The organism is Agromyces kandeliae (assembly GCF_009674665.1).
In the GTDB taxonomy this organism is placed as follows: Bacteria; Actinomycetota; Actinomycetes; order Actinomycetales; family Microbacteriaceae; genus Agromyces; species Agromyces kandeliae.
In genome coordinates this window covers 17,624-39,254 of the sequence record NZ_WKJD01000015.1, presented here as the reverse complement: position 1 = coordinate 39,254, position 21,631 = coordinate 17,624, and the positions used below count along the sequence as shown (strand labels likewise).

The 21,631-nt window shown below is 73.5% G+C and carries 24 protein-coding genes; 10 read left to right on the top strand and 14 right to left on the bottom strand.

Annotated elements, in window-relative coordinates:
• The first annotated feature begins 97 nt into the window (after positions 1–97).
• Positions 98–1,288 (top strand): molybdopterin-dependent oxidoreductase, encoded by a 1,191-nt coding sequence (locus tag GJR97_RS10055; RefSeq protein ID WP_229276212.1) that lies wholly within the window; start codon positions 98–100, stop codon positions 1,286–1,288.
• The gene (locus tag GJR97_RS10050) at positions 1,285–1,728 is read left to right on the top strand and encodes a hypothetical protein (RefSeq protein ID WP_154346364.1); all 444 of its coding nucleotides are present in this window, start codon (positions 1,285–1,287) and stop codon (positions 1,726–1,728) included. The genes GJR97_RS10055 and GJR97_RS10050 overlap by 4 nt, the downstream gene beginning before the upstream one ends.
• Here GJR97_RS10050 and GJR97_RS17875 read toward each other — a convergent pair.
• The 6 genes from GJR97_RS17875 to GJR97_RS10020 all read right to left on the bottom strand — a co-directional run bounded on the left by GJR97_RS17875 (position 1,614) and on the right by GJR97_RS10020 (position 6,177).
• Complete coding sequence (locus GJR97_RS17875) at positions 1,614–2,459, bottom strand: class I SAM-dependent methyltransferase (protein WP_195760663.1); 846 nt, start codon at positions 2,457–2,459, stop codon at positions 1,614–1,616. The genes GJR97_RS10050 and GJR97_RS17875 overlap by 115 nt on opposite strands.
• Complete coding sequence (locus GJR97_RS10040; RefSeq protein ID WP_195760668.1) at positions 2,456–3,091, bottom strand: TIGR04282 family arsenosugar biosynthesis glycosyltransferase; 636 nt, start codon at positions 3,089–3,091, stop codon at positions 2,456–2,458. The genes GJR97_RS17875 and GJR97_RS10040 overlap by 4 nt, the downstream gene beginning before the upstream one ends.
• The gene (locus GJR97_RS10035; RefSeq protein ID WP_154346362.1) at positions 3,088–3,771 is read right to left on the bottom strand and encodes a glycosyltransferase family 2 protein; all 684 of its coding nucleotides are present in this window, start codon (positions 3,769–3,771) and stop codon (positions 3,088–3,090) included. Before GJR97_RS10035 ends, GJR97_RS10040 begins: the two co-directional genes overlap by 4 nt.
• Positions 3,768–4,817: an NAD-dependent epimerase/dehydratase family protein gene (locus GJR97_RS10030; RefSeq protein WP_154346361.1), complete on the bottom strand. Its 1,050-nt coding sequence runs from the start codon at positions 4,815–4,817 to the stop codon at positions 3,768–3,770. Before GJR97_RS10030 ends, GJR97_RS10035 begins: the two co-directional genes overlap by 4 nt.
• Entirely contained in the window at positions 4,814–5,605 is a 792-nt protein-coding gene (locus tag GJR97_RS10025) for an MTAP family purine nucleoside phosphorylase (protein WP_154346360.1), read from the bottom strand. Before GJR97_RS10025 ends, GJR97_RS10030 begins: the two co-directional genes overlap by 4 nt.
• Positions 5,606–5,700: 95 nt before the next feature.
• Positions 5,701–6,177, bottom strand: a complete 477-nt coding sequence (locus GJR97_RS10020; protein WP_154346359.1) for a hypothetical protein — start codon at positions 6,175–6,177, stop codon at positions 5,701–5,703.
• Positions 6,178–6,302: 125 nt separating this feature from the next.
• Here GJR97_RS10020 and GJR97_RS10015 point away from each other — a divergent pair, with 125 nt between their 5' ends.
• From GJR97_RS10015 to GJR97_RS10005, 3 genes are all read left to right on the top strand, one after another.
• Positions 6,303–6,902: a TetR/AcrR family transcriptional regulator gene (locus tag GJR97_RS10015; protein ID WP_154346358.1), complete on the top strand. Its 600-nt coding sequence runs from the start codon at positions 6,303–6,305 to the stop codon at positions 6,900–6,902.
• 14 nt (positions 6,903–6,916) lie between these two features.
• Positions 6,917–8,473, top strand: a complete 1,557-nt coding sequence (locus GJR97_RS10010; protein ID WP_324613375.1) for a carboxylesterase family protein — start codon at positions 6,917–6,919, stop codon at positions 8,471–8,473.
• Positions 8,474–8,547: 74 nt separating this feature from the next.
• Positions 8,548–9,807 carry an ROK family transcriptional regulator gene (locus GJR97_RS10005; protein WP_154346357.1) on the top strand — a complete coding sequence of 420 codons (1,260 nt, stop codon included), beginning with the start codon at positions 8,548–8,550 and terminating at the stop codon, positions 9,805–9,807.
• Here GJR97_RS10005 and GJR97_RS10000 read toward each other — a convergent pair.
• On the bottom strand, positions 9,759–10,544 hold the full coding sequence (locus tag GJR97_RS10000) for a polyprenol monophosphomannose synthase (RefSeq protein WP_324613374.1): 786 nt from the start codon (positions 10,542–10,544) through the stop codon (positions 9,759–9,761). The genes GJR97_RS10005 and GJR97_RS10000 overlap by 49 nt on opposite strands.
• Before the next feature lie 69 nt (positions 10,545–10,613).
• The gene (locus tag GJR97_RS09995) at positions 10,614–12,158 is read right to left on the bottom strand and encodes a peptide MFS transporter (RefSeq protein WP_154346355.1); all 1,545 of its coding nucleotides are present in this window, start codon (positions 12,156–12,158) and stop codon (positions 10,614–10,616) included.
• A 127-nt stretch (positions 12,159–12,285) separates the two neighbouring features.
• On the opposite strand from GJR97_RS09995, the gene GJR97_RS09990 reads away from it, so the two are divergent.
• Positions 12,286–13,116, top strand: a complete 831-nt coding sequence (locus tag GJR97_RS09990; RefSeq protein WP_154346354.1) for an alpha/beta fold hydrolase — start codon at positions 12,286–12,288, stop codon at positions 13,114–13,116.
• Between the two features lie 42 nt (positions 13,117–13,158).
• Here GJR97_RS09990 and GJR97_RS09985 read toward each other — a convergent pair whose 3' ends face one another.
• On the bottom strand, positions 13,159–13,638 hold the full coding sequence (locus tag GJR97_RS09985; RefSeq protein WP_154346353.1) for a Rho termination factor N-terminal domain-containing protein: 480 nt from the start codon (positions 13,636–13,638) through the stop codon (positions 13,159–13,161).
• A 52-nt stretch (positions 13,639–13,690) separates the two neighbouring features.
• The gene (gene ddaH, locus GJR97_RS09980; protein ID WP_154346352.1) at positions 13,691–14,554 is read right to left on the bottom strand and encodes a dimethylargininase; all 864 of its coding nucleotides are present in this window, start codon (positions 14,552–14,554) and stop codon (positions 13,691–13,693) included.
• A gap of 732 nt (positions 14,555–15,286) precedes the next feature.
• Here ddaH and GJR97_RS09975 point away from each other — a divergent pair.
• Entirely contained in the window at positions 15,287–15,535 is a 249-nt protein-coding gene (locus GJR97_RS09975; protein WP_154346351.1) for a hypothetical protein, read from the top strand.
• A gap of 29 nt (positions 15,536–15,564) precedes the next feature.
• Here GJR97_RS09975 and GJR97_RS09970 read toward each other — a convergent pair whose 3' ends face one another.
• Entirely contained in the window at positions 15,565–16,392 is an 828-nt protein-coding gene (locus tag GJR97_RS09970) for an LLM class F420-dependent oxidoreductase (RefSeq protein WP_154346350.1), read from the bottom strand.
• A gap of 167 nt (positions 16,393–16,559) precedes the next feature.
• On the opposite strand from GJR97_RS09970, the gene GJR97_RS09965 reads away from it, so the two are divergent.
• Positions 16,560–16,997, top strand: coding sequence for an Lrp/AsnC family transcriptional regulator (locus GJR97_RS09965; RefSeq protein WP_129235538.1), 438 nt, complete (start codon positions 16,560–16,562; stop codon positions 16,995–16,997).
• A 33-nt stretch (positions 16,998–17,030) separates the two neighbouring features.
• A complete protein-coding gene (locus GJR97_RS09960; protein WP_154346349.1) occupies positions 17,031–17,393 on the top strand; it encodes a GntR family transcriptional regulator in 363 nt (120 codons plus the stop codon).
• A 46-nt stretch (positions 17,394–17,439) separates the two neighbouring features.
• On the opposite strand, the gene rimK is transcribed toward GJR97_RS09960, so the two are convergent.
• On the bottom strand, positions 17,440–18,648 hold the full coding sequence (rimK, locus tag GJR97_RS09955) for a 30S ribosomal protein S6--L-glutamate ligase (protein WP_154346348.1): 1,209 nt from the start codon (positions 18,646–18,648) through the stop codon (positions 17,440–17,442).
• A gap of 26 nt (positions 18,649–18,674) precedes the next feature.
• Between rimK and GJR97_RS09950 the strand changes: the two genes are divergently transcribed.
• Positions 18,675–19,157: an ATP-dependent zinc protease family protein gene (locus GJR97_RS09950; protein ID WP_324613372.1), complete on the top strand. Its 483-nt coding sequence runs from the start codon at positions 18,675–18,677 to the stop codon at positions 19,155–19,157.
• A gap of 231 nt (positions 19,158–19,388) precedes the next feature.
• Here the strand turns inward: GJR97_RS09950 and GJR97_RS09945 are convergent, their stop codons facing one another.
• Both GJR97_RS09945 and GJR97_RS09940 read right to left on the bottom strand, forming a co-directional pair.
• Positions 19,389–20,333, bottom strand: a complete 945-nt coding sequence (locus tag GJR97_RS09945; RefSeq protein WP_154346346.1) for a 1-phosphofructokinase family hexose kinase — start codon at positions 20,331–20,333, stop codon at positions 19,389–19,391.
• A 55-nt stretch (positions 20,334–20,388) separates the two neighbouring features.
• Entirely contained in the window at positions 20,389–21,618 is a 1,230-nt protein-coding gene (locus tag GJR97_RS09940) for a metal-dependent hydrolase family protein (protein WP_324613371.1), read from the bottom strand.
• Positions 21,619–21,631 lie beyond the last annotated feature (13 nt).

Below are 21,631 nucleotides of genomic sequence, written 5' to 3'. Positions count from 1 at the left end.
CCGAACCCGGGCCCGTGGCCCCGTCGACCGGGCGGGCGTCCGCGAACCGTAAGGTCCACCCCTCGCATCCGGCGCGCCACGGTGGTCGACTGGGAGCATGGCCGGCTTCACCGAACGCGCCTCTGCCCGGATCGCGGAACGACTCGAGCCGCTCATGGGCGCCGCGCACGACGCGGCATCCGACCCGCCCGTGAAGTCGGCGCGCACGACGGTCGTGGTGGGCCGACTGCTCGGCGCCGCGTTCCTCATCTGCTTCGGCACGGGCGTCTACAGCCACCTGCTGCAGGACCCGCTCCCGTGGCTGCCGATGCCGACGCGTCCCGTGGAGCTCTTCCGGTTCACCCAGGGCCTGCACGTCATCTCGGGCACCGCTGCGGTGCCGCTCCTGCTCGCCAAGCTGTGGACGGTCTACCCGCGGCTGTTCACGTGGCCGCCCGTGAGGTCGGTGGGCCACTTCCTGGAGCGCGCGTCGATCGCGGTGCTCGTCGGCGTCTCGCTCGTCGAGGTGACCATCGGGCTCATGAACCTGGTGCAGTGGTACGCGTTCCCGTTCCCGTTCCGCGCGACGCACTTCGCGCTGGCATGGGTGCTCATCGGCGCGCTGGCGATCCACCTCGGCGTGAAGCTCCCGGTGATCGCCCGCGTCTGGCGGCGGCCGCGGGGCGATCGGGCGGATGCCACGGGCCGGTTCGTGTCGCGTCGCGGATTCCTCGCCGCGGTCGGCGCGGCAGGAGCATCCGCCGTCGCGCTGACCGCGGGACAGTCGGTGCCGGCCCTGGCACCGCTCAACGTGCTCGCTCCGCGGCGGATGGGCGTCGGCCCGCAGGGGCTGCCGATCAACCGCACTGCCGCGCAGGCCGGCGTGACCGAGACGGCGGTCGCGCCGGACTGGGTGCTCACGGTCGCGAGCCCCGCCGGGTCGCGCGACTTCACGCTCGACGACCTGCGTGCCCTGCCGCAGGCCGAGGAGGTGCTGCCGATCGCGTGCGTCGAGGGGTGGAGCCAGTCGGCCACGTGGCGCGGCGTGCGCCTCGTCGACCTGCTCGACGCGGCGGAGGCCCCCGAGCCGTCGGCCCCGCTGCGGATCGAGAGCCTGCAGGAGCGCGGCGCGTTCGCGCGCACCGAGATGCCGCCGCAGTACGCCCGCGACCCGCTGACGCTCGTCGCGCTGGAGCTCGACGGCGGCACGCTCGACATCGACCACGGCTACCCGGCTCGGGTCATCGCTCCGGGGCGCCCGGGCGTCATGCAGACGAAGTGGCTCCGACGGATCGAGGTGACGGCATGAGGGCGGCGCGCACGGCACTGGTCGGAGTGGGGCTCGGACTCGCCGCCTTCGGCGCGTTCCTGGTGCTGACCGAGATCGCCCCGTCGCGCTGGCTCGGCATCGCCGTCTGGGTCGGCGCCGCGATCCTGCTGCACGACGGCGTCGTGGCCCCCGTCGTCGTCGCGGTCGGCCTCGGGGCGGCGCGCGTGCGCACCCGGGTCGGGGATCGGGGTGTCGCGGTCGCGCAGGCCGCACTCGTCGTCGGCGCGATCCTGACCGCGATCACCGTGCCGGCGCTCGTCGCCTCGATGATCGGCAACCCGAATCCGACGATCCTCGTCGGGTCCTACGGCGTCGCGCTCGCCGTCATCTGGGCCGTGCTGCTCGCGGTCGCGGGGATCGCGCTCGGCGTCTCGCGCACGACGGTCCTCCGCGCCGAACGCGACGCGCGCACGAAGTGACGCCCTGCGGCATCCCAGTGCTCGGCGACCACGAGACCGGCGTCGGTCGCGAGGGCGGCCGCGGCCGACCAGCCGACTCGGGCCCAGGGGAAGGGGTCGCTCTCGAGGCCGTGTCCGTCGACCAGGGTGCAGTGGCCGACGACGGCGAGGTCGGCGTCGGCGTCGACCTCGACGAGCACCTCGCCGCCGCCGGTCACGAGCTCCGCGCAGCGGCGCAGCAGCACGGCCGGGTCGCCGCCGATGCCGATGTTGCCGTCCATGAGCAGCACGCTCTGCCATCGTCCCTCGAGCGGAAGCCGGTCGAACACCGAGCGCCGGAGCGCGAGCCCGCCCGTCCGCCGCGCACGGTCGACGGCGTGCGGCACGACGTCGATGCCGAGCGCGGGCATCGAGCGCGCAGCGGCCGCGTGCAGCATCCGCCCGGGTCCGCAGCCCACGTCGAGGAGCGGGCCGGTCGCCCGATCGAGCACCGTCAGGTCCGCGTCGCCCGCTGGGCGGACCCAGCTGCCGGCGTCGAGTCGGTGCGAGATGCCGTCCGCGCCGCGAAGCGACAGCGACGAGGCGTCCTGACCGGCGAGGAGCCGGACATAGGGTTCTCCGCGGCCGGCGCCGAAGGCGACGAGCTCGGGCGGCAGGCCGCGCCGCCGCGGGTCCGCGTCGCCCTGTGCGCCGCGCCCCGGTGCGGCGGGCGCGGTCGTCGCGGGCGCCGGTCGGAGCGGCGGGGCGCTCATCGCCGGCCTTCCGCGAGCGTGCGATGCAGGCGCGCGAACCGCGTGTGCGGCGCGGCCAGGGCGACGGATGCCGCCGAGTCCGCCGTGTCGACGTCGGTGAGCTCGTCGAGCAGGCCGACGACGAGTCCGGCCGACTCGAGTCGTTCAAGCTGACGGCGTCCGGTGTCGTCGCGCGACATCGGCACGCCCCGGATCACCCCGCCGTCGGGCTCGCGCATGGCGAGCGCCCAGAAGCCGCCGTCGGCGGCCGGGCCCAGCCAGGCGTCTGCCGGTGCCTCGCGTTCGTCGCCGACCGCGAGTGCCGCGGCGACGTGCTCGGCCGTCAACTGCGGCGTGTCCATTCCGACGAGGAGCATCGGTTCGTCGAGCGTGTCGAAGAGGTGCGCGAGCCGCTCGTCGAGATCGCCCGTCGACTGCGCGAGCACGTCGAAGCCGGATGCCGCGTCGGGCACGACGTCGCCGTCGAAGTAGAGCACGCGTCGGTCGACCGGGAGCGCGGCGACGACATCGAGCGTGTCGTCGAGGGCGGCCGCGGCGAGCGCTGCTGCCTCCTCGGGCGTGAACGGCGGGGTGAGCCTGGTCTTCACGCGACCCGGCCGGCACTCCTTGGCGATGACGGCGACGACGGTCACGGGTGCACCTCGTGGAAGATGCGCGACATGTCGCCGATCGCCGTGAGCGTGCCGCGGACGGTCCCGGTCACCTTGGAGCGGCCCTCGCGGGGCCGGTACGGGACGTCGAGTTCGCGGATGCGCCATCCGTCGGCCGCGGCCCGCAGCACCATCTCGAGCGGGAAGCCGCTGCGGCGGTCGCGGATGCCGAGTGCCTGCAGGCGTGCGGTGCGGGCGACGCGCATCGGTCCGAGGTCGTGGAGCGGCGTGCCGGTGCGGCGCGTCATCCGCGCGGCGAGCACGCGGTTCGCGAACCGCGCGTGGATCGGCCACGCCGAGCCGCTCGTCGGTCGCCGGCGACCGAGCACGAGGTCGGCCTCGCCCGCCTCGACGAGCCGGACGAGCCCCGGCAGGTCGGCGGGATCGAGCGACGCATCGGCGTCGCAGAAGGCGACGAGCGGCGCCGTCGCCGCCTCGAGTCCCGCGTTGGCGGCGGCGCCGAACCCGCGCCGGGGCTCGGTCACGACGGTCGCCCCGTGCTCGCGCGCGACCTCGGCCGAGCGGTCGGTCGACCCGTTGTCGACGACGATCGCGCGCACGCCCTCGGGGAGGCGACCGAGCACCCACGGCAGCGCCCGCTCCTCGTCGAGGCACGGGAGCACGAGGTCGATGCGCGGGTCCGCGCTGCGCCCGCCGGTCATCGCGCCACCCCTGCCGCCGCGAACTCCGCCAGCCCATCGGCGAGGGCGACGCGCGGCGCCCAGTCGAGCTCGGCACGGGCGCGGGCGGATGACGCGGTGATGTGCCGCACGTCGCCGAGCCGGTACTCGCCGGTGACGATCGGGGCGGGGCCGCCCATCGCCCGGGCGAGCCCGGCCGCGAGCTCGCCCACCGTCGTGACGATGCCCGAGCCGACGTTGAACGCTCGCGCGGTTCCGGCCCGCAGCCGGGGCAGCGCGTCGGCGGCGGCGAGGTTGGCGGCGGCGACATCCGTCACGTGCACGAAGTCGCGGCGCTGGGCGCCGTCCTCGAAGACGCGGGGCGATTCGCCGCGCGCGAGCGACGATCGGAAGATCGCAGCGACACCGGCATAGGGGGTGTCGCGCGGCATCCACGGCCCGTAGACGTTGTGGTACCGCAGGAGCGCGGAACGACCGCCGGTCGAGCGCGCCCAGGCCGCGACCAGGTGCTCCTGCGCGAGCTTCGTCAGCGCGTACACGTTGCGCGGGTCGAGGACGTCGTCCTCATGGACGAGATCGGGGGCCAGCGGATGCCCCGTCCCCGGGTCGCGCGGCTCGAAGCGACCGGCATCCAGGTCTGCGGTGGTGCGCGCCGCGGGCCGGCGCCGCCGGCCATCGGCATCGAGGTACGCACCCTCGCCGTAGACCACCATCGACGAGGCGAGCACGAGTCGATCGACGCCCGCACGCGCGATCGCCGCCACGAGCTCGGCGGTGCCGAGCACGTTCGTCGCGGCGTAGTCCGGCGCATCCTGCAGGTCGACGCCGAGACCCACCTTCGCCGCCTCGTGGAAGACCACGTCGACCCCGTCGAGCGCCCGATCGAGCACGAGCGGATCGCGCACGTCGCCGCGCACGAGCTCGACGCCGTCCGGCAGCCGAGCGGGCGACGCGTGCACGTCGGAACGCAACGAATCGAGCACCCGCACCGTGTCGCCCCGCCCGATCGCGAGCCGCACGACCTCGCCGCCGATGAACCCGGCCCCGCCGGTGACGAGGACGGTCATCGCACCACCGGCAGGCCGAGCACGTGCCCGATCGCGTCAGCGTCCATGAGCTCGCGCGGAACGTAGTGGGGCGGGATCGCGGCGACGATCCGCTCGACCGACGCGAGCACCCGCGGCCGGGCCTCGGCGAGACGCCGGAAGACGAGCTCGGCGGTCACGGCGTCGGGATCGTCCTCGACGTGGCCCGTGTCGGTGTCGGTCACGAGGCACAGGGTCACGGTGCCCATGCCGAGCTCGGCGGCGAGCGCCACCTCGGGGCACAGCGTCATGTTCACGAGGTCGACGCCCGCGTCCCGCAGGACGGAGGACTCGGCCCGGGTGGAGAACCTCGGCCCCTGGATCACCGCGACGGTCGCCCGGGGCGCGGCATCCGGCACCGCCTCGACCGCCACGCGACGCAGTTCGGGACAGAACGGCTCGGCGAACGGCAGGTGCCGCACCAGCGAGCCGTCGTAGAACGTGTCGGCGCGGCCCCACGTCCGGTCGACGAGCTGGTCGGGGATCGCCCACGACTCGGGAGGGAGCTCGGCCCGGAGCGACCCCACCGCCGCGGTCGAGACGACGGCGCGCACCCCGAGGTCGGCGAGCGCCCACGCGTTGGCGCGAGCGTTGATGCGGTGCGGCGGGATCGTGTGGCCGTCGCCGTGACGAGCGAGGAACGCGACCGGTCGGCCGCCGAGCTCGCCCTCGGTGACGATCGCCGGGCCGAACGGCGTGGCGCGCTCGCGCGTCGCCCCGTCGATCAGCGCGGCGAGTCCCGTGCCCCCGATGACCCCCACCGTGTCCATGGCTCAACCCTGCCCGTCCCCCACTCCGCCGGATCGAGGAGGTTCCTTACGATCCGGTGACGCGGAGATGTCGCGCCGGCCGTGCGATCGCCATGTCAGCTCCCCCGTTCCATCCTGCGCAGGCGCTCCTTCGCGGTCTTGCGGGCGCGCTCCTGGTCGGTCGGCGTCGAGATCGTGGCGAAGAGCGTCCGGAAGCCGCTCACGATCGCCATGTTCGAGGGGCGCTTCACCTGCTTGCGCTGCCGTTCGATCGACTTCGCGGCGCCGCCCTTCCGAGACGCGTCCGCCGACGAGGCGCGGCCGCCCGCGCTGCCGTACCGGACCGCGACCCGCTCGAGTCGCGCCGACGAGCGCTTCGCCGCGCGCCGTGTCGCATACGGCACGCGATCGGCCTCGCGCTTGACGATGACGATGCGGCGCTTCTCGGCGGAGGCCGCCGCCTTCACCCTCGACTTCGCCGGCTCGGGCAGCGACGAGGCGAGCTTGCGCGCCTGCTTCTCGGCGCGCTCGGCGTCCTTCACCGCGCGTCTCGCGGCGCGTCGCGCGTCGCGGTCGGTTGCGGTCTTCGGCATGCGTCCCCCTCGCGTGTCGGTCGGGCGGCCCTGATCGGCCCGCCTGCACGGGAGCGTACGCCGCGAGGCATCCGGCCCCAACCCCTTGACGGTTCGATCGGGCCGCGCAACCTAGGATCGATGGCATGGCACGGCGGGGGGCGTACGCGAAGGGCGTCGCGAAGCGCGAGGAGATCCTCACGGCCGCGCTCGAGGTCATCGCGCGCGAGGGATACGGGCGCGCCTCGGTTCGCGAGCTCGCGGACTCGGTCGGGCTCAGCCAGGCGGGACTCCTGCACTACTTCGGCACCAAGGAGGAGCTCTTCGCCGCGGTGCTCCGCAAGCGCGACGAGACCGACCTGGCGCGGGTCGAGGCGGGGACGGCCGACGTCTCCGCGTTCGAGGGCTTCCGTCAGACCATCGGTCGGAACGCCGACGTGCCGGGACTGATCCAGCTCTACGTCCGCCTCTCGGCCGAGGCGACCGACCCGGCGCATCCCGCGCACGCGTTCTTCACCGAGCGCACGCGCACGTTCCGCGAGTTCGTCGCCGGCGACATCCGACGCATGCAGGCGGATGGCACGGCCCGCACCGACATCGACGCCGACCAGGCCGCCATGCTCATCCTGGCCTCCGCCGACGGCCTGCAGGTCCAGTGGCTCATGGACCCGACCATCGACATGGCGGAACACGTCGCGGTGCTCCTGCGACTGCTCGAGCCGCCGACGACGCCGGCCGACGCCTGACCGAAGGAGACACCGTGCCCGATCCCGCACCCACCGTCGAGGTCCGGACGAGGGCGGGCGCGGTGCGCGGGCGGTGGCGTGGCGAGCCGGGCGCGCGCGGGGCCTCGGCGGCGTTCCTCGGCATCCCGTTCGCCGAGCCGCCGGTCGGCGGACTGCGCTTCGCGGCGCCCGAGCCCGCTCGACCGTGGGACGGCGTGCGTGACACGCTCGAGCACGGGCCCACGCCGCAGCGCGGCGACCCCGGGGTCACGATCATCCCGGAGCCGTCGGTGCCCGGTGAGGCGACGCTCAACGTCGACGTGTTCACGCCGTCGCCGTCGGCGGCCGCTCCAGCCGACCGACCGCCGGGCACGGGCGCCCCCGCGGGCCTGCCCGTGCTCGTGTGGTTCCACGGCGGCGGCTACGTCGCCGGCTCACCCGCGAGCCCCTGGTACGACGGCCGCACCTTCAACCGCGACGGCGTGGTCACGGTCAACGTGTCGTATCGGCTCGGCTTCGACGGGTTCGGATGGATCGACGGGGCGCCCGCGAACCGCGCCGTGCTCGACTGGCTGCTCGCCCTCGAATGGGTTCGCGACAACGTCGCGGCGTTCGGCGGCGATCCGGCGCGGGTGACGATCGCCGGGCAGTCCGCCGGTGGCGGCGCGGCGCTCACGCTACTCGGCATGCCGCGGGCGCAGGGACTCTTCCACCGCGTATGGGCGGTCTCCCCGGCACTCGCCGACGTGTCGCCCGAGCGCGCACGCGCGTTCGCGCGCCGGATCGGCGAGCTCGGCGGCATCCGCCCCGACCTCGACGGCCTGCGATCGCTCTCCGAGGAGCGCGTGCGCCAACTCCAGCGCGAGGCGCTGCGGCCGCCGCGCGGAGCCCGTGGCGGCGGCGCCGCACTCGTGGCGGAGGGACTTCCGCTGGGGCCCGTGGTGGACGGCAGCCTCGTACCGGCGAAGACGCTCTCGTCGATCGCCTCGGGCGTCGGTGCGGCGGTGCCGCTCGTCGTGGGCACCACCGACGACGAGTTCTCGTCGGCATTCCGCGACTCCGAGCGGAGCCTGCGCCTGATGTCGCGGAAGGCCGCGCTGAAGCGCCTCGGCCTCGTCGAACCGCGTCGCTCGGAATGGCTCGAGGCGAACCGCCGCGAGGGCCTGCACGGCACGGCCGCCGTGCTCGGCCGGTACGTGAGCGACCACGTCTTCCGCGCACCGCTCGTGCGTACGGTCGCGGCCCGCGAGCTCGGCGCGACCGTGGCCGCGACGGAGGGCGCCGCCCCCGCCGCCACGTGGGCGTACCGGTTCTCGTGGCGGTCGCCCGTCTCGGGGTCTGCGGTGCACTGCCTCGACGTGCCCTTCGTGTTCGACGTGCTCGCGGAGGGTCACGTGCCCGCGGTCGCGGGCGTGCGCCCGCCGCAGGGGCTCGCCGACCGCCTGCACGCCGACGTCGTCGCGTTCGTCCGCGGTGCCGACCCGGCGTGGCCCACCGCGGCGGGCGAGGCGTTCCCGGCGCGGCGGTACGACGCGACGATCGCGACGATGCCCGACGCGTACGCCTCGGCGAGGCCGATCGCGGGAGTCTGAGCTCCGGTCACCCGGTGCCCACCCCCCGAACGGGGCACTTCTCGCGCGCGGTCCCGACCCGTCATGCTGGCGCAATGACGCAGCCCGGCGCCACCGCAGCCCGCATTCCGTCAGAGAGCACCGCGGTCGGCCAGGGAGGGCGCGCCGACCACGCCGCGCAGGTCATCGACCACCTCTTCGTCAACGACAGCGCCACGCGCGCCGAACTCGCGGGCGCAACCGGCCTCGGTCGCACCGCCGTCGCCGGACTGGTCACCCGCATGGTCGAGGCCGGCGTGCTCGTGGACCCCGAGTCCGGAGGCGACGGTCGCCACGGCCGACTGCGACTGGCGATCGCCGACGGGCTGCTGCTGACGGCGGGAGTCGCCGCGGACGACGCCATCGCGACGCTCGCCCAGCTCGACGGCACCGAGATCGCGCGCTACGAGGAGCCCGTCGCGATCGTCGAGGACGATCCGCGGCCGGCCGAGGCCGCACCGCTCGACGCGCTCGGGGTGGTCGTCGACCGGGCGATCGCGCAGGCCGAGCGCGACGGCCGGCGCATCGCCGAGGTCACGCTCATCGTGCAGGGCGCCGTCGTCGGGGAGCCCGCGCTCGCGCTCGGCGACGCGACCCTCGGACTCGATCCGCTCGACGTGGCGTCCGCGCTGCGCGCGAGATCCGAACGCCTCGCCGGCATCGAGCGCGACCTCGTGGCGCCGCCGGCGCTGCGCACGGCCGCATCCGCTCGCGCCGCCGGCGACGTGGCCGCCGCCGAGCGACGCGACGACATCGTCCTGCACGTCTCGGGCGACGCCCAGGTCTCCGCGGCGATCGTCGTGCGCGGCGCGCCCTACCCGGGTGCGCACGGGCTCGCAGCGACCTTCGGGCACCTCCCCATCGTCCCCAACGGCATCAAGTGCGAGTGCGGCCAGCGCGGATGCCTCGCCACCGTCGCCGCACCGGGCGTCGTGCTCGCGAAAGCCGAACTGCAGGACTTCGAGCTCACGTACGGGCGCCGGGCGGCGATCGCCGAACTGGCCGTGCGGATCGCCGATTCCGAGGACCGCGCTCGATGGGCGTGGCTCGACGCGGCGCTGTGGATCGGGCGGGCCCTGCAGGTCGTGGTGCCGACGATCGATCCCGACGTGGTCGTCGTGGGCGGTTGGTGGGCACCCCTGGTCGCCGACATCGACGCATCCTTCCGCGACAACCGGCCGAAGCTCGGCGGCGGTGCGCTCGACGCGATCCCACGCCTGACGGCCGGGACGTCCGGCGATGATCTCGGGCTGGTCGGCGCGCGCGCTCAGGCGCGCGACGGCCTCCGGGCCTCGCTGGCCTCCGACGTCGCCTGACGGGCGGGGCGGAACCGGCGGGCGATCCCCCAGGCGGTCACGCGCCCCATCGCCTCGAACACGATCGCCGCACTCATCTTCGAGCGGCCCCGCTCGCGCTCGACGAACGTGACGGGCGCCTCGGCGACCCGGAGTCCCGCCATGACGGCGTGCCAGGTCATGTCGACCTGGAAGCCGTAGCCCTTCGTGTGCACGTCCTCGAGGTGCAGTGCGCGGAGCGCGTCGGCACGGTACACGCGGTATCCCGCGGTCGCGTCCTTCACGGGCAGTCCGAGCATCCACCGCGAGTACGTGCTGCCGGTCTTCGACAGCCAGATCCGCCGACGCGGCCAGTTCACGGCCGACCCGCCGGGCACCCAGCGCGACCCGATCACGACGTCGGGTGCGCGCCCCGCGTCATCCGTCGCCTCGAACGCGTCGAGGAGCGCGGGCAACTGCTCCGGGAGGTGCGAGCCGTCGGCGTCGAGCTGGACGATCGGGTCGAAGCCGCGGTCGAGCGCCCAGTCGAAGGCGGCGAGGTACGCGGCCCCCAGGCCCTCCTTGCCACGTCGGTGCAGCACCTCGACCGCGGGATCCGCTGCGGCCATCTCGTCGGCGAGCTCGCCCGTGCCGTCGGGCGACCCGTCGTCGACGACGAGGACCGACGCCGTCGGCACCGCCGCGCGCACACGCGCGATGATGCCCGGCAGGTTCTCGCGCTCGTCGTACGTGGGGATCACCACCAGAGGTCCACTCACCGGCTCCTCCTCAGCACGCGACGACATGTCAGGGAATCGTACCGGGCCGCGGTTGCGGGGGGCGAACCGTCAGCGCACCCCCTGCATGAGCCGCAGCACGGGACGGGTCGCCAGCGCGAGTGCCCCGCCCAGGACGATCGCGATCGCGCCGAGCACCCCGAAGTACACCGCCTCCGGCACCGCCGTGTAGAACTCCGCCAGCTGCCCGGCGACCGCGGTGCCGAGGGCGACCGACAGGAAGAACAGCGCCACCATCTGCGTGTGGAACTTCTCGGGCGCGAGCTTGGTCGCCACGGACAGGCCGACGGGCGAGAGCAGCAGCTCGGCGACCGTGAACACGAACAGGATGCCGACGATCGCGAGCAACGGCGTCGAGTTCGCTCCGCCCCCGGCGAACGGGATGAAGAGCAGGAACGCCACGCCCATGACCGTCGTCCCGAGCGCGAACTTCACGGGCGTCGACGGCTGCCGTTCGCCGAGCTTCGTCCAGATCGCCGCGAAGACCCCGGACAGCAGGATGATGAAGACCGGGTTGATCGACTGCACCCACGAGATCGGCATCTCCCAGCCGAACAGGTTCCGGTCGAGCTGCTCGTCCGAGTAGATCGTGAGCACCGTGAACTGCTGCTGGTACAGCGACCAGAAGGCCACGCTCGCGACGAACAGCGGGATGAAGCCGAACACCCTGCTGCGTTCGACGGCGCTCACCGCGCGGCTCGTGAGTATGACGATGAAGTACGCCACCGCCGCGACCACCGTGCCGCCGATCACCCAGGTGACGAGATTCGTCGCGGTGACCAGACCGGTGAGCACGAGCGCTGCGACGAGGATCACCGCCGCGATCGCGATGCCGACGACCAGACCCCTGCGCTCGCGCGGCAGCGGGTTGGGCACGACGGATGCCTCGGGCGGCAACCCCCTTCGGCCGAACGAGTACTGGATCAGCCCGATGGCCATCCCGACCGCCGCCGCACCGAAGCCCCAGTGGAACCCGACCGTCGACTGGAGCAGACCGGTGATGAGCGGCCCGAGGAACGCGCCCAGGTTGATGCCGAGGTAGAAGAGGGCGAAGCCGGCATCCCGCCGGGGGTCGTCGCGCGAGTACAGCGTTCCGACCACGCTCGTGGCATTCGCCTTCAGGCCGCCCGACCCGAATGCGACGAGCACGAGGCCGACGCCGACGCCGATGAATCCCGGGAGGAGCGCGAGGGCGATGTGCCCCGCCATGATCACGATCGCCGAGGTGAAGAGCACCCGCTCGCTGCCGAGCAACCGATCCGCGATCCAGGCGCCGAGGATCGTCGACAGGTACACGGCACCGCCGTACGCGCCGACGATCCCGGCGGCGGCGCTCTGCTCCATGCCGAGGCCACCCTCGGACACCGAGAAGTAGAGGTAGAGCAGCAGGATCGACTGCATGCCGTAGAAGCTGAACCGCTCCCACATCTCCACGCCGAAGATGTGCGCCAGCGCGCGCGGCTGGCCGAAGAAGCCTCGGTCAGCGCGCTCGTCGCGGTGGCCGGCCTCGGTCGGCGGCGCCGTCACCCCTGCGCTCGCCCCCGCCCCGGCCGCCGACCCGTCGCTCTCCCCCGTCGGACGATCGTCGTCTCGCATGGCCCCGCACCCTACACCCGATCGCAGCGCGCGGTCAGTGGCCGCCGCATCCGTCGCGGGGCCTTGTCGCACCGGTCATCCGGTGCTGGACTTGCGGCGGCACCACGACCACAGGGGGACACCGCACATGCCGTACATCACCGTCGGGACCGAGAACTCCGCTCCCATCGAGCTCTACTACGAGGACCACGGCGAGGGCCGACCCGTCGTCCTCATCCACGGCTACCCGCTGGACGGGGCGTCATGGGAGAAGCAGGCCCGCGCGCTGCTCGGCGCGGGATACCGCGTCGTCACCTACGACCGACGTGGCTTCGGACGATCGTCGAAGCCCGCGATCGGCTACGACTACGACACGTTCGCCGCCGACCTGAAGACGCTGCTCGATTCGCTCGAGCTCACGGAGGTCACGCTCGTCGGCTTCTCGATGGGCACGGGCGAGGTCGGCCGGTACCTCGGCGCGCACGGCAGCGACCGCATCGCGAAGGCCGCGTTCCTCGGCTCGCTCGAACCGTACCTGCGGCAGACCGACGACAACCCCGACGGCGCCGCTCCCGACTTCGACGGGCTGAAGTCCCAGGCCGAGGGCGACCGGTTCGCGTGGTTCGACGGCTTCTTCGAGAACTTCTACAACCTCGACGAGAACCTCGGCTCCCGCATCTCCGAGGCCGCCGTCCGCGCGAGCTGGACCACGGCGGCGGGCGCGGGATGGTACGCCGCGTCGGCCGCGGTCGACACCTGGCTGACCGACTTCCGCGCCGACATCGAGCGCATCGACGTGCCGGTCCTCATCGTGCACGGCACCGCCGACCGCATCCTGCCGATCGACGCCACCGCGCGACGGTTCGGCCCGCTGTTGCCGTCGGCCGAGTACATCGAGATCGAGGGCGCACCGCACGGCATGCTGTGGACGCACGCCGAGGAGATCAATGCGGCGCTGCTGACGTTCGTGGCGTCGTAGGGGCAGCCGGCACCGAGCGGCGCCGGGCGGCGCCCGGCGCCGTCAGCCCGCGAGCGCCTCGAGCAGCTGCGGCTTGGTCATGCGCGAGTAGCCCGTGACCCCGCGCTCCTTCGCGAGCGCGCGCAGCTCGGGGACCGTGCGCGACGCGAGTTCGGCGGTCGCGGGCTTGGCGCCCGGCTTCAGCGCGGGCTTCGCTCCCGGCTTGGTCGCCGGCTTCCTCGTCGTCGCCGGCTTCGCGGCGGGCGTCGCCGCAACCGGCTTCGCGGCGGGCGACTCCGGCGCGGGCGCGGCGGACGCGGGAGCGTCGACCGGCGCGTCGGCGGACGCGGCGGCCGGCGCGCTCGTCGCGGCGGGCGACACGGGCTCCTCCGGTGCCGCGGGAGCCGCGGCATCCGTCGTCGCATCCTTCCGGCTGAGCTTGCGCAGCCGGTCGCGCGTCGCCTGCCCGGCTCGGGCGGCGAGCTGCTTCGCGGCGCCGAGCGCCTTCGCGGCGGGGTTCTGGTCGGTGTTCGCAGGTGCCATCATCGATCCCTCGGGGTGGGGGCGGGTGGGGTCCTGCGGAATCGTAGCCGGATCAGCGTCGCAGTTCGAGCGTGCAGCACTTCACGCCGCCGCCGCCGAGCAGCAGCTCGGAGAGGTCGACGCCGATCGGGTGGTAGCCGGCCTCGCGGAGCTGGCGCTCGAATCCCGTCGCGCGCGCGGCGATCACGACGTTGCGCCCGTCGCTGTACGAGTTGAGGCCGAGCACCGCGGCGTCCTCCTCGGAGACGAGGATCGCGTCGGGATAGCGCTCGCGGAGGACCTCGAGCGAAGGCCCGTCGAACGCGCTCGGCAGGTAGGCGATGTGCTCCTGCCCCGGCCGGGAGTCCAGCACCGCGATCGCAGTGTCGAGGTGGTAGAAGCTCGGGTTCACGAGCGTCAGCGTGACGACCTCGCGGCCGGTGACGCGCGCGAGCTCGTCGTGGCTGGACCCGTCGCTGCGGAAGCCGGTGCCGGCCAGGATCGCGTCGCCGACGAGGAGGAAGTCGCCCTCGCCCTCGTTGGTCTCGGCGGGCTCGCGCACGTCGAAGCCCGCCCGACGGAACCACTCCATGTAGGCCGGGCCCTCGGCCGCCCGCTGCTCGTGCGTGAACTTCGCGCCGTACGCGATGCCGTCGATCACGGTGCCGCCGTTCGCCGCGTAGACCATGTCGGGCAGGCCCTCGACCGGGTCGATGAGCTGCACGTCGAAGCCGAGCCCGACGTACGTGTCGTGCAACGTCTGCCACTGCGCCACGGCGAGCGCCGTGTCGGTGGGCTTGGCCGGGTCCATCCACGGGTTGATCTGGTACACGACGGTGAAGTGCTCGGGGCGGCACATCAGCACGGACTTCTTCGTCGCGGTGCGCTCCGGCGCGGTGGGGGTCGGGGTCGTCTGGGTCTCGATCACGGTCGACATCTCACTCCTCGAGGTGGGTTCGTCGGCCGGGCACGGCGGCGCGCCGCCGGCTCGGCCGGTGGGGTGTCGGCGGACCAGGTCGCTCTCTCGAGCCCCGGCGGCGGTGTTCGGATGGCACCGCCGTCGGGACGCCACCTCCAGTGTGGGCCTCGCGGCCCGCGAGTTCTCGGCTTCCGGCACACGATTCCTGCGCGTTCGTCGAGCTCGCGCAACGATTCGGGCGTGACGGATGCCGCGTCCGCGCGCTTCGCGCGTCGTGGCGGGCCGGGCGGGCGCACGAATCCGGCGCGGGCTCCGCACGCTCGCACAGCCGCGTCACCTGTCGCATCCGGCGATCGAGAGGATGCCGGATGCACCGCTTGCGGCCTCACGCGGTGCATTCGGCATCCCCTCGAGCGAACCAGCCGGGTGCGCGGGCGGATGCTTGCCGTCGGCAGACGCGGTACGCCGTCCTGAGCCCCGCCCGGTCGCCCTACCCCGGCCGGGGCGAGGAGACCCGGACGCCGGAGGGCGCGCGCATCGCCGACTGCAACGGCGGCCTACGGGGCCGGATCCGACGACGCCGAGCGCGCCCGGGCGGCGGCCGAGCTCAGCGAGCTCCGTCGCGACGCGACCCGACCCGGCGGGGTCGCCCGACGCGATGCCCCTCGACGAGGCGCCGGCGATGGTCGTGTTCGAACGCGCGCAGGTGCCGGACGACGTGTGCCGAGCGTCGCCGATCCGGAGTTCGACGTGTCGACGTACCGACGCGTGGGGACCATGCCCGACGGCGCATCCATCCACGTCGCGCGCAACGCGGACGCCACGCAGGTCTGCCTGCATGCTGACGTGCCCGAGGTCGGAGGCACGTCGACCTGCACCGACGGTGCCGCCTTCCCCGCGGACGGCATGTACGTCGAAGGAGGATTCGAGTCCGGTTCCTCCCACGTCGAGTGGTCCGCGTCGGGCGAGGTGAGCTTCCCCACCACGCCTGCCGACTGATCCGGCGGCGTGCCTCCGCCCACCCGAGCTCAGGCCGCGCGCACCCCGGCCTCCTCGTTGCGGCGGTCGCGCCACGCGAGCCAGTGCCTCACGGCCGCGTCGTCGTAGTGCGGGCCCGAGATCCCGAGCGTGAACAGGCGCACGCCGGCATCGTAGAGCGCGTCGGCGTACGCGTCGTCGAGGCTGCGGCGCGAGAGCTCGTTCGAGATCGTGATGCCCGAGACGTCGCGCCCGACCTTCTCGCCCCAGCGCTTCAGCACGTCGACCTTGTGACCCAGCTCGTCGGGTCGCACGAACGAGTGCCAGATGTCGGCGTGCTCGGCGACGAGTCGGAGCGTCTTCTGCTCACCCTTGCCGCCGATCATGATCGGGATGTCGCGGGTCGGCGCCGGGTTCAGCTGCGCCCAGCGCGCCTTCACCCGGGGCAGCGCCTCGGCGAGGTCGTCGAGGCGCGAGCCGACGGTGCCGAACTCGTAGCCGTACTCGTCGTAGTCGCGCTCGAACCAGCCCGAACCGGTGCCGAAGATGAAGCGACCCGTGTCGCCGCCCTTCGCGCTGATGTGGTCGAGGGTGCGGGCCATGTCGGCCTGCAGGTCGGCGTTGCGGTAGGAGTTGCAGTTCACCAGGGTGCCGAACTCGACGTGCTCGGTCTGCTCGGCCCACGCGCCGAGCATCGTCCACGCCTCGAAGTGGAGGCCGTCGGGGTCGCCGGACAACGGGAAGAAGTGATCCCAGTTCATGACCACGTCGACACCGAGGTCCTCCATGCGGAGCACGGCGTCGCGGATCTGCGTGTAGGTCGCGTGCTGCGGCTGCAGCTGCACGGCGAGGCGCGCGGGAACGGTGTTCGGGGTCATGCGGTCACGATACGTCGGTCGGCGAGCGGTTTCCGCGGTGTGCGCCGATGGCGAACGGATGCCGCATCCGCGCGTCGCGCGCCACTGCGATCACGAAACCGCAACACCACGCACGAAACCGGCGTCGGCCCGTATCGCCACGCAACGGACCGTCCTACAGTGGGCCCATGGACAACCTCGACCGGGCCATCCTCGACCTGCTCCGCCAGAACTCGCGGGCCGGGTACGGCGACATCGGGTCCGCCGTCGGGCTGTCGGCATCGGCCGTCAAGCGTCGGGTCGACAAGCTGGTCGCCGACGGCGTCATCAAGGCGTTCACGATCCAGGTCGACCCCGCCGTCGACGGCATGAGCACCGAGGCCTACGTCGAGCTGTTCTGCCGGGGCACGGTCGCGCCCGACGAGCTGCAGCGGATCCTGCAGGGCGTGCCCGAGGTCGTCTACGCGGGCACCGTGACGGGCAGCGCCGACGCGATCGTGCACATGCGCGCCCGCGACATCACCTCGCTCGAGGAGGCGCTCGAACGCGTGCGGATCGCCCCCAACGTGGACCACACGCGGAGCGCGATCGTGCTCTCGCGCCTCGTCAACCGGAACCGAGACTGACGCCGGCTCCCGAGCACCGACCCCGGAGACCCCATGCGATTCACCGTCGACGACGACGCGCGCACTCCCCCGTACGAACAGCTGCGCATGCAGGTCGTCGACGCCGTGCGCGACGGGCGCCTCGCGGCCGGCTCGAAGCTGCCGACGGTCCGAGCCCTCGCCGAGGAGCTCGGGCTCGCCGCGAACACGGTCGCGCGCGCCTACAAGGAGCTCGAGGGCGACGGCGTCGTCGAGGGGCGCGGCCGAGCGGGCACGTTCGTCAGCGCGGCGGGCGATCCGGTCGAGCGGGCGCTGCAGGCCGCGGCATCCGACTTCGCCGACACGGCCCAGCGCCTGGGCGTGACGACGGAGGCCGCCGAGGCCGCCGTCGCACGCGCGCTGCGCGCCCGCCGCTGACCTGCGCGCGCGATCGCGCCTCGGTCCGCTCGCGGCGCGCCGGGCGTCAGCTCGCCGCGGCCTCCTGCGGCGCCGGGATCGGCTCCTTCGGCAGCCGCCGGACCTTCTGCCGGCGGCGCCGGCGCTCGGGGATCATCGATCGCATCTCCTCGAGCTTGCCGAAGCAGAGCAGTCGGTCCTCGGCCTCGAGCACGACGCCCTTGCGCGGGTTCGGGATCACCGTGGCCCCGCGGTGCAGGGTCAGGACCGTGATGTCCCGCTCCCACAGCCCGGACTCGCCGAGCGACTTGCCGACGAGGTCGGCCGCGCCGTGCACGAGGAGCTCGGCCACGCCGTAGCCGGTCGACACCGTGAGCCGCTGGCGCACGTCGATCTCGGGGAACGCGACCTGGTTGCCGATGTAGTCGATGATGGCGCCCGCGACGTCCAGCTTCGTCGCCGTCTCGATGCCCTGCAGGCCGGGCGAGGAGTTCACCTCCATGACGAGCGGGCCCTCGTTGCCCTCGAGCATGTCGACGCCCGCGACCTTCAGGCCCATGATCTGCGCCGACCGCACCGCGGCCTGCTCGTACTCGGGCGTGAGCTCGACGGGTTCGACGCTGCCGCCTCGGTGCACGTTCGAGCGGAACTCGTCGCCGCTCGCGACCCGCCGCATGGCCGCGACGACCCGGTCGCCGACGACGAGGGCGCGGATGTCGCGTCCGCGGCTCTCGGCGATGAACTTCTGGATCAGCACGTTCTGTTTGGTCGAGTGCAGCGTCTCGATGATCGCCTCGGCGACCTTGACCGTCGGCGCGAGGATGACGCCGATGCCCTGGGTGCCCTCGAGCAGCTTGATGACGACCGGCGCGCCGCCGACCGACTCGATCGCGGGGCGCAGGTCGGCGCGGTTGCGCACGAACGTCGTCGCCGGCAGCGCGATGTTGTGGCGCGAGAGGATCTGGTTCGCGCGGAGCTTGTCGCGCGCGTTCGTGATGCCGTTCGCCGTGTTCGGCGTGTAGACGTCCATCTGCTCGAACTGGCGGACGACGGCCGTGCCGAAGTAGGTGATCGAGTTGCCGATGCGCGGCAGGATCGCGTCGTAGTCCGACAGCGGACGACCGCGGTACTGCAGGTCGGGCTCGGCGCCGGAGAGGTCGATGCCGAAGCGGAGGGTGTTGAGGACCTTGACCTCGTGACCGCGCTGCTGCGCTGCAGCACGGAGACGCTGGGTCGAGTACGCCTGCGGCGCGCGCGACAGGATCGCGAGTTTCATTCGGGAGTCCCTGCGAAGATGATCGGGTGACGGATGTGCCGAACCATTCAAACACCATCGCCGGATGGCGCGAATGGGTGCGCCTCCCGCAGGCCGACGTCGCGTGGCTGAAGGCCAAGCTCGACACGGGCGCGCGCTCGTCGGCGCTCCACGCCTTCGACGTCGAGGAGTTCGAGCGCGACGGGGCGGACTGGGTGCGCTTCGGCATCCACCCCTGGCAGGACACCGACGCGGATGCCGCGACGGTCGAGCTCCCCGTCCACGATCGCCGGGTCGTCCGCAGTTCGACGGGCCACACGCAGGAGCGGCTCGTGGTGCTCATGGAGGTCGTCCTGCACGACCGGCCGGTCACGGCCGAGGTCACGCTCACGAACCGCGACGAGATGGGCTTCCGCATGCTCATCGGACGCGAGGCGCTGCGCAACGGGTTCCTCGTCGACGCCGGCCGCTCGTTCGTCGGCGGGCGCGCGCCGCGCGACATCCGCCGTCGCAACCGCGGCCGCGCCTGACGCCGCCGGTCGTTCTCCGCCTGGGGCGTCGCGAGTTCGCAGGACCGACCGGGTCACGCCGTCCAGGGGCGTGCCATCGTGCGCATCATCCTGCGAATCCGCACCGCGACCGCGCGCGACCGGCGCGAGCTCGCAGGACCCGCCGCGCCATGGTGCCGCGAGGCGGGGCATGGCGCCCCTCATCCTGCGAACTCAACGGGGCGGCGGGCCGGGCTCGACGGATGCCGCGGCTCACGCCGCCGCGAGGTCGGCCTCCAACCGGGCGACGTCCTCGGCGCGGCACAGCTCGGTCGCCGGCTGCATCGCCGTCGCGCTCCCGGCGGCGACCGCGGTGCGGAACGCCTCGCCGAGGGTCCGCCCCTGGGCGAGCCGGAGCACGAGCGCACCGAGGAAGGCGTCCCCCGCGCCGACGGCGCTCGCCACGCGGACGCGCGGCGTGGGCAGCCGCAGGACCTCGTCACGCGTCACGAGCACGGCGCCGCGCCCGCCGAGCGTGAGCGCGACGACCTCCGCACGACCCGATGCGACGAGCACTCGGGCCGCCTCGACCAGCTCGGGCTCGTCGAGTTCGCCGTCGGCGCCGACGAGTTCGGCGAGCTCGTCCCGGCTCGGCTTGATGAGGAACACGCCCGCATCGAGCGCGCGGCGCAGGGCCGGCCCCGAGGCATCCACCACCAACCGCACGTCGTGGGCCGCCGAGATCTCGGCGAGCCTCGCGTAGTAGTCGTCGGGCACGCCCGGCGGCAGGCTGCCGCTGGCGACGAGGAACCCGCCGACGGGCAGCTCGTCGGCGACGACCGACAGGCACGCGCGCCACTCGGGCTCGCGCATCGTGGGACCCTGCAGCACGAACCGGAACTGCTCCCCGGTCGACAGCTCGTCGACCGTGAAGCTCTCGCGGGTGTTGCCGGCGATCGTGATCACCCGGGCCACGAGGCCGGCCTCCTCGATGAACCCGCGGTACGCCTGGCCGGTCGGGCCGCCGAGCGGGTAGACCGCGATCGAGCTGCCGCCGAGGTTCCGGATGGCGCGGCTCACGTTGACCCCGCCGCCGCCCGGATCGAACCGGCTGGGCCCGCACCGCAGCTTGTGCTCGGGGACGACCCGGTCGGCCGTGCTCGACACGTCGAGCGCGGGATTCATGGTCAACGTCACGATGGGTGCGTGCACGGCCATGTCCAGAGCCTAGGCGGCGCGTACGGCCGCGACGGGACCAACGACCGCTCGGCGGTCATGCGGGCGTCTTGACCGCGGTGCCCGCCTTCCACACGTGCGTGACGTGCGCCGGCCCGGCGAGCGCCGAGACGTCCGCGAGCGGATCGACGTCGAGCGCGATGACGTCGGCGTCGTAGCCGGCCTCGAGCCGCCCGGATCGCGGCGCCTGCGGCCCGAGCGTGCGCGGGGCCGACGCGGTGGCCGCCCGGATCGCCTCGAGCGGGCTGTAGCCGACCGAGACGAGATGCCCCAGCTCCTCGGCGTTGGTGCCGTGCGGCACGAGCGAGTCGGCGCCGACGGTCGCGAAGTCCGTGCCGGCGGCCACCGTCACGCCCGCGTCGCGGGCCACGTGCATCGACTCGAGGTGCCGGTCGGCGACGACGCGGGTCTTCTCCGCGGCCCACGGCGGGAGTGCGTCGAGTCGCCGGAGCAGTCGAGCGGCGATCGACCGCGTCGAGACCAGGATCGTGCCGGTCTCCACCATCGCCGCCGCAGCCTCCTCATCGAGGTAGGTGCCGTGCTCGATCGACCCGACACCGGCCTCGAGCGCAGCCATGATGCCCGGCTTGCCGTGGCAGTGCGCGGCGACCACCCGGCCGGCGCGTCCGGCCTCCTCGACGATCGCGCGCAGCTCCTCGTTCGAGAACTGCTGGTGGATCGGGTCGTCGAGCTCGCTCAGCACCCCGCCGGAGGCGTGCACCTTGATCACCTTCGCGTTCCGGCGCAGTTGCAGTCGCACGGCCTTCAGGCATTCGTCGACGCCGTCGCAGAGCTGCAGGGGCAGGCCCTGGTGCGCCCCGTCGACGATGACGTCGACCGGCATCTCGTGGAGGTCGCCGTGCCCCCCGGTCGTGCTCAGCATCGCCCCGGCGCCGTAGACGGTCGGACCGGGGATCGTGCCCTCGTCGATGACGCGCGCGAGCGAGACGCCGTAGCCGCCGACCTCGCGGATGCTCGTGACGCCGGCGTCGAGGAGGTCGGCCGCCGAGCGCGTGGCACGCGCGACGTGCACGGCCTGCGGCTCCCGCACGAGCATCGTGAGGTCGCCACCGGTCACCCCGATCAGGTGGGCGTGGCAGTCCCACAGCCCCGGCATCACCGTCGGCACGTGGATGGCCGCGTCATCCGTGTCGGGGGCACCGGCGCGCGGGCCGGCGTAGTCGATCGTCGTGCCGGAGAGCACCACGGTCGCGTCGCGGACGGGGTCGCCCTCGCCCGGGATCATCAGGTCGGCATCGATGCGCACCGCCATCGCCTCC